The sequence below is a fragment of the Methanothrix sp. genome, assembly GCF_024518575.1.
Lineage (GTDB): Archaea > Halobacteriota > Methanosarcinia > Methanotrichales > Methanotrichaceae > Methanothrix_B.
In genome coordinates this window covers 1-5120 of the sequence record NZ_JANIHG010000060.1, presented here as the reverse complement: position 1 = coordinate 5120, position 5120 = coordinate 1, and the positions used below count along the sequence as shown (strand labels likewise).

Here is a 5120-nt window from a genome sequence, read left to right as displayed (position 1 = left end):
CTGAATTCATCGGAAAATCTTATGAGCTCCCAAGATACCCCACAGCAGGGATTCGAATGATATTAGTATACTCTCTGGGCGGATCCGTTCTCGCATCCCAGGATCCGGCTGGCCTCAAAAGATATGCTGAAACGCTTGGGGCGATAGCCAGTGAAAATCAGGTTTATGTTGTCGTCGGCGGCGGCGCACTCGCGCGCGAATGCATAAAGAGGGCGCGTGGCGTGGGCGCGAGCGAGGCTCTCTGCGATTCGATTGGGATACTCGCGACCAGAATGAACGCAACGCTCCTGGCAGCTGCCCTCGCTGGATCCGCACCCTTCAGGGTGCCAGAATCCTACGACGATGCCCTCGAGGCCTCAAAAACACACAGGATAGTGGTCATGGGCGGAGTATCTCCGGGACAGACCACTGATGCGGTCGCAGCCCTCATTGCAGAGTATGCCCGTGCGGATCTTCTCGTGATCGCCACATCTGTGAACGGCGTTTACACCTCAGACCCGGAAAAGGATCCGGGGGCTGCGAAGATCTCCAAGATGAGTGCAGAGGATCTCGCCAGGATGATGAGCCAGCTAGAACTCAAAGCAGGCTCGAGATCTCCTGTGGATCCGCTTGCAGCCAAGATAATCGAACGAAGCCTCATCCCCACCGTCGTGGTCGATGGCAGGGACGTGGCCAACCTGATCAGGGCGATAGATGGCACCCACAACGGCACCGAGATTCGGAGCTAGTTACGCTGGGGTCAGGGCTCTGATGATATCTGTGGGGTTAACCAGACCCCAGGGCACCCCGCCCTCGGTGACAACAAGCTGGCTCGTGCCTGTCTTGCCCATGATCTTTATCGCCTCGTAGACAAGATCGTCAGAGTCGATCGTCAGATAGCCTCTGGTCATTATCTCCTTCACCTCAACAGCTGTGCGGCCGTCTGCAATCGCTCTCACAAGATCCACCAGGCTCACAAGTCCAGGGGAGGTCTCATCGACCAGAGCCTCGCTCACGCCGTTGTGTATCATTGTCCTGGCAGCATCCTGGATCGATGCTGACGGGCTGATCCTGACTGCGCGGCGTGCGATCTTTTTCACAGGGATCCGCGGCACCGAGATCATCTCTCTGACCTTGAATATCAGCCTGCTCATCGTGTCGTCCCTCCCGATGACCTCTCCCCTGATGTAGAGCCTGTTCACAGGTGTAGGCCCTATCTCGATCTCATCGCCTATGTTGAAGTCCCTGACATTTCCGGTTATGCGGACGGTGCCATCGCAGCTGTCGTGCCTCATGACCTTGTTGAACACGATCTCGCTTGCAGAGGCGCCCTCCACCTGTACGCCGTTCTTTATTATCGGGACGTCGACTATATCGCTGCTGTTGTCGAGGCAAAGCGCTTCATACGCAGCCCCTGTCGCCTTGTAGCCGCCCTTCGGCCCCGGCACGCCCTCCACGAGGTTCAGCGCCTTGAGTGACTGCATCTGGTTGCGTATGGTGCCAGGATTGCGGTCGATCAGCTCTGCAATTTCTTCTCCCTTTACAGCTCTTCCCTCACGTCGATGTATGTTGATCAACGCGGTAAGTATATCCCTCTGAACTGGTGTTAGCTCCATAGCAATACGGAGGTACCATCATTATTACCTATTTAGGTTTAACCTCTGAAGTCACAAATTTTTGGATGGTCCTTTCGATCGCATGGGGCATGTATTAATTCCTTTATAGGGAAAATCTGACATCCTTTTCCAGATTCGGGCGAGAGATTCTCCCAGAGCGTTTCCATAGCTCTTCGGGTAGCAGGCGCACGGGTACACCTCGCCGGATGGTGTGACATGCATCCAGCTCCTGCCCGCGAAACATCCGAAGCGCTTGAGAGCTGCAGGCACAGAAAAGATCCTCGGCGGAGGTGCATTTGAGACGAACATCTCCAGCGCGGAGAGATCTGATGCGTCCAGCACGATATCCTCTGAGCCGGTGCATCTGCCTGTGGGCACAACCTCGAAGAATGTGAGCTCGTGCGCACCCGCTTTGCGCGCGAGGTCGTGGAATCTCTGTAGATGTGCAATGTTATCGTGCCTCAACACCACGTAGATATCGACCAGCAGCCCAGCCCTCAGAGCATGTTTTATGGCATTCATCGCATCCCTGTACACGCCCCTCCGTCCACGCATGGAGTCATGCTCATCCTCCACGGGGCTGTCCAGGCTCACATTCACCGCCTGGAGCCCTGCATTTCTGAGCTGCCTCGCGAGGCTCTCGGTGAATCCAGCGCCTGAGGTGAAGATGGTGGTCACAGCGCGATCATCCACATAGCTCACAAGCTCCGGCAGCTCTCTGTACAGAGATGGTTCGCCGCCATCGAATATTATGATGGTGGATCCGAGATCCAGCGCCTGATCTATTATCCTCTTGACATCATCTGGTTCGAGTCTGAGGTGTGCGCCTGTATCGGGCAGCGCGCAGTGCCTGCACCTGTTGGGGCACTCCTCAGTTATCGATATCGTGATCTGGTCCGGAGTTCTTCTGCCGATGGATGCGAGGATCTGGCTCCTCACGAACCTATCGAATGCTCTGCTCGGAACAGGCGGCAGCCATGTCGATATGTAGAGAGACTCTCCAGCGAATGCCGGAATGTTCCCATCGATCGTCGAGATGGCAGATGAGATCGCCGGAACTTTTGAGAGAAGACCGTCCGCTCTGATGCTGATTCTCCCCGAATCGACAGATGCTGTCGCCTTTAAAAGAGGAGTGTCGCAGAGCGTGTATCTCAAACTATCACCGCTTATACACATCATCCGGATCGAAGACCCTCTCGCCAACGATCCTCCCATCAAGAGTCCTGTAGAAGCAGGATCTGTATCCAGTGTGGCACGCACCTCCTCTCTGCTCAACCTTCAGGAGTATCGCGTCCTCATCGCAGTCGACCAGTATCTCCTTAACGATCTGCTCATTTCCCGAGGACTCCCCCTTCCGCCAGAGCTTCCCCCGCGACCTGGACCAGTAGTGCGCAACCCCGGTCTCGAGCGTTTTGGAAAGCGCGATGCTGTTCATGTACGCCAGCATCAGCACCTCTCCGGTCTTCCAGTCCTGTGCTATTGCCGGTATAAGCTTGCCATCCGGAATCTCAACAATGCTCATCAGCCTCATGATTGAGGGCGTACCGTATAAAGCTTGGGTGCTGCGCCTCTCCCACAGATCAAACTGCCGGAGTGAGGGCTTGGTTTCTTTTATGAGAAAAGCCCTTAGATAGCCGCAATCCGCATGCACTCTTCCTCTGCTTGCACCAGGTTGCATGTCATCACCTGCGCCTGCAAACAGGGAGACACCAGAGAACCTGCATCCTCGAAGCCTGTAACTCCTCGGATGCCCGTCATCGCAAAAGATATATCCAAAAAACTTTACCTTAAGCCAAATAAGTTTAACAGGTGTCTGTCTTGGAACTTACGATCGCACTTGGCGTGCTGACAGGCTTGCTGATCTTCGCGCTGAAGGCAAGCATGGGCTGCGGGCTTGCGCACCTCAGCAGAAGGGAGATCGTGCTGGTTGCATCGGGCTATCTATTAGTGGCCAACGCAATGGGTCTTGTGATCGATCGCATACCTATAGATCAGCTATCGGCCATGATCAGAGCGGGTGTGGCGATGCACACGATCCTGGCTCTCTCCCTCATCGCTCTCGGAATGCTCACGATCAGAGAGTGGAGATGCCGCGGTGCAGATATTTCCCGCAGGACGTTCTGGGCGCTCTCGATACCGTGCCCTGCATGCATGGCGGCGACGTTTCTCTCTTGCAGCGTGCTTTCGGATCTCACCAACATCTCCCCTGCGAGAATCGGCGCTGCGGTGGGCATCATATTCTTCCTGACCATCTCGTCAGCGTCACTGCTTCTCAGGAGATTCGACAAAGGACCGGTCCTCATAGGGAACGTGATGTTGCTTCTGGGAGGTTTTTACATCCTCTCGATAGCGCTGCTCCCATCTTACATCCGAATGCAGAGCCTCTCTTTGAGTTACACAGCACCTGAGATGCGTTCTGAGCTTGTCCCAGCTTATTTGATATTGCTGATACTGATTTCAATAGGGTATATCATGCGGAAGAAAGGTGTGACGGTATGATCTACGAGATCTCTGTCAGCCTGCTTTACGTATTCTCCACATCACTCCTATATCCCGACATCTTCGGCCTTCTCCTTCTCTTCTGCTGGTCGCTCGTCCTGGTGGGATCAATGATCCAGGAGTACACATCACGGCGGAGAGATATTCAGGAGCTTGAGCATGTGGCGCTCAGGGCAGCATCCCTTGCATCCTCTGGAATGTCAAAGGACGCCGCCGAGACCATCAGAGGATACAGATCCCCTCAGGTTGCCGACGTCCTGGGAGAGATCGCAGGCTCTCTCGAGAGCAACAAGCTCCATATCAAGCTCGATAAGATCCTTCAGGATGCAGAGCTGGAGATGGCTAGGAGGCTTGAGCCTCTGCGCATCGGTATCAGGGTGGGCCCGATACTCGGGCTTATGGGGACCCTGATACCGATGGGTCCTGCGCTGGTGAGCCTCTCGAAAGGGGATATACAGTCGATGGCATCGAGCCTGATCATAGCATTTACAACCACCGTTATAGGGCTGGTAGTCGGCGGGATATGCTACTGCTCTCTTCTGATAAGAAACAGATGGTACCATCAAGATCTGAGCGATGTGGAGTACGTTGCCGAGATCCTCCGGAGGTCTACGGATGCGGAGCAGGTTGGGCATTCTTGATGAGATCGATGAGGATCCTATGGAGGGCGTCGCGAACCTCTTCGATGTCGCCATGGTCTTCGCTGTAGCGCTTCTGATGGCGCTTGTTCTTTCATACAACATCTCGGAGCTCCTTGATCCGACATCGAGCGTTACTGTTGTGAAGAATCCGGGCGAGCCGGACATGCAGATAATAATCAAGAACATGAGCAGCATTCAGATACTGAACATGACAGAGCAGATAGGGGGAGGGCAGGGAATCCGCATAGGAACAGCATACAGGCTTAAGGGCGGCCAGGTCATATACGTCCCGGAGAATGAGACATCAGCTCCGGCCTGAGGCCGGAGTCTGTCTCTTCCTGAAATTGGGGCCTTTAACCCTCTGGCCCTCCTCTGCACCGAAATG

At 54.7% G+C, this 5120-nt stretch carries 7 protein-coding genes; 4 read left to right on the top strand and 3 right to left on the bottom strand.

From position 1 onward, the window contains the following. Positions 1-728: UMP kinase (pyrH, locus tag NQU42_RS08105; protein ID WP_296610544.1), on the top strand; the 728-nt coding region annotated here is incomplete at its 5' end. Here the strand turns inward: pyrH and NQU42_RS08100 are convergent. From NQU42_RS08100 to hisI, 3 genes are read right to left on the bottom strand one after another with little or no spacing between them, the layout of a single operon-like run. Beyond that, complete coding sequence (locus NQU42_RS08100) at positions 729-1595, bottom strand: CBS domain-containing protein (protein ID WP_296610543.1); 867 nt, start codon at positions 1593-1595, stop codon at positions 729-731. A gap of 51 nt (positions 1596-1646) precedes the next feature. Continuing rightward, positions 1647-2750, bottom strand: a complete 1104-nt coding sequence (locus NQU42_RS08095; protein ID WP_296610541.1) for a radical SAM protein — start codon at positions 2748-2750, stop codon at positions 1647-1649. A 4-nt stretch (positions 2751-2754) separates the two neighbouring features. Next, entirely contained in the window at positions 2755-3117 is a 363-nt protein-coding gene (gene hisI / locus NQU42_RS08090) for a phosphoribosyl-AMP cyclohydrolase (RefSeq protein ID WP_296610539.1), read from the bottom strand. Between the two features lie 296 nt (positions 3118-3413). Between hisI and NQU42_RS08085 the strand changes: the two genes are divergently transcribed. The 3 genes from NQU42_RS08085 to NQU42_RS08075 are packed head-to-tail and all read left to right on the top strand — an operon-like array spanning position 3414 to position 5054. Continuing rightward, entirely contained in the window at positions 3414-4094 is a 681-nt protein-coding gene (locus tag NQU42_RS08085; protein WP_296610538.1) for a DUF2162 domain-containing protein, read from the top strand. After that, the gene (locus NQU42_RS08080) at positions 4091-4735 is read left to right on the top strand and encodes a MotA/TolQ/ExbB proton channel family protein (protein ID WP_296610536.1); all 645 of its coding nucleotides are present in this window, start codon (positions 4091-4093) and stop codon (positions 4733-4735) included. The genes NQU42_RS08085 and NQU42_RS08080 overlap by 4 nt, the downstream gene beginning before the upstream one ends. Further along, positions 4710-5054: a DUF2149 domain-containing protein gene (locus tag NQU42_RS08075; RefSeq protein WP_296610535.1), complete on the top strand. Its 345-nt coding sequence runs from the start codon at positions 4710-4712 to the stop codon at positions 5052-5054. The genes NQU42_RS08080 and NQU42_RS08075 overlap by 26 nt, the downstream gene beginning before the upstream one ends. Positions 5055-5120 lie beyond the last annotated feature (66 nt).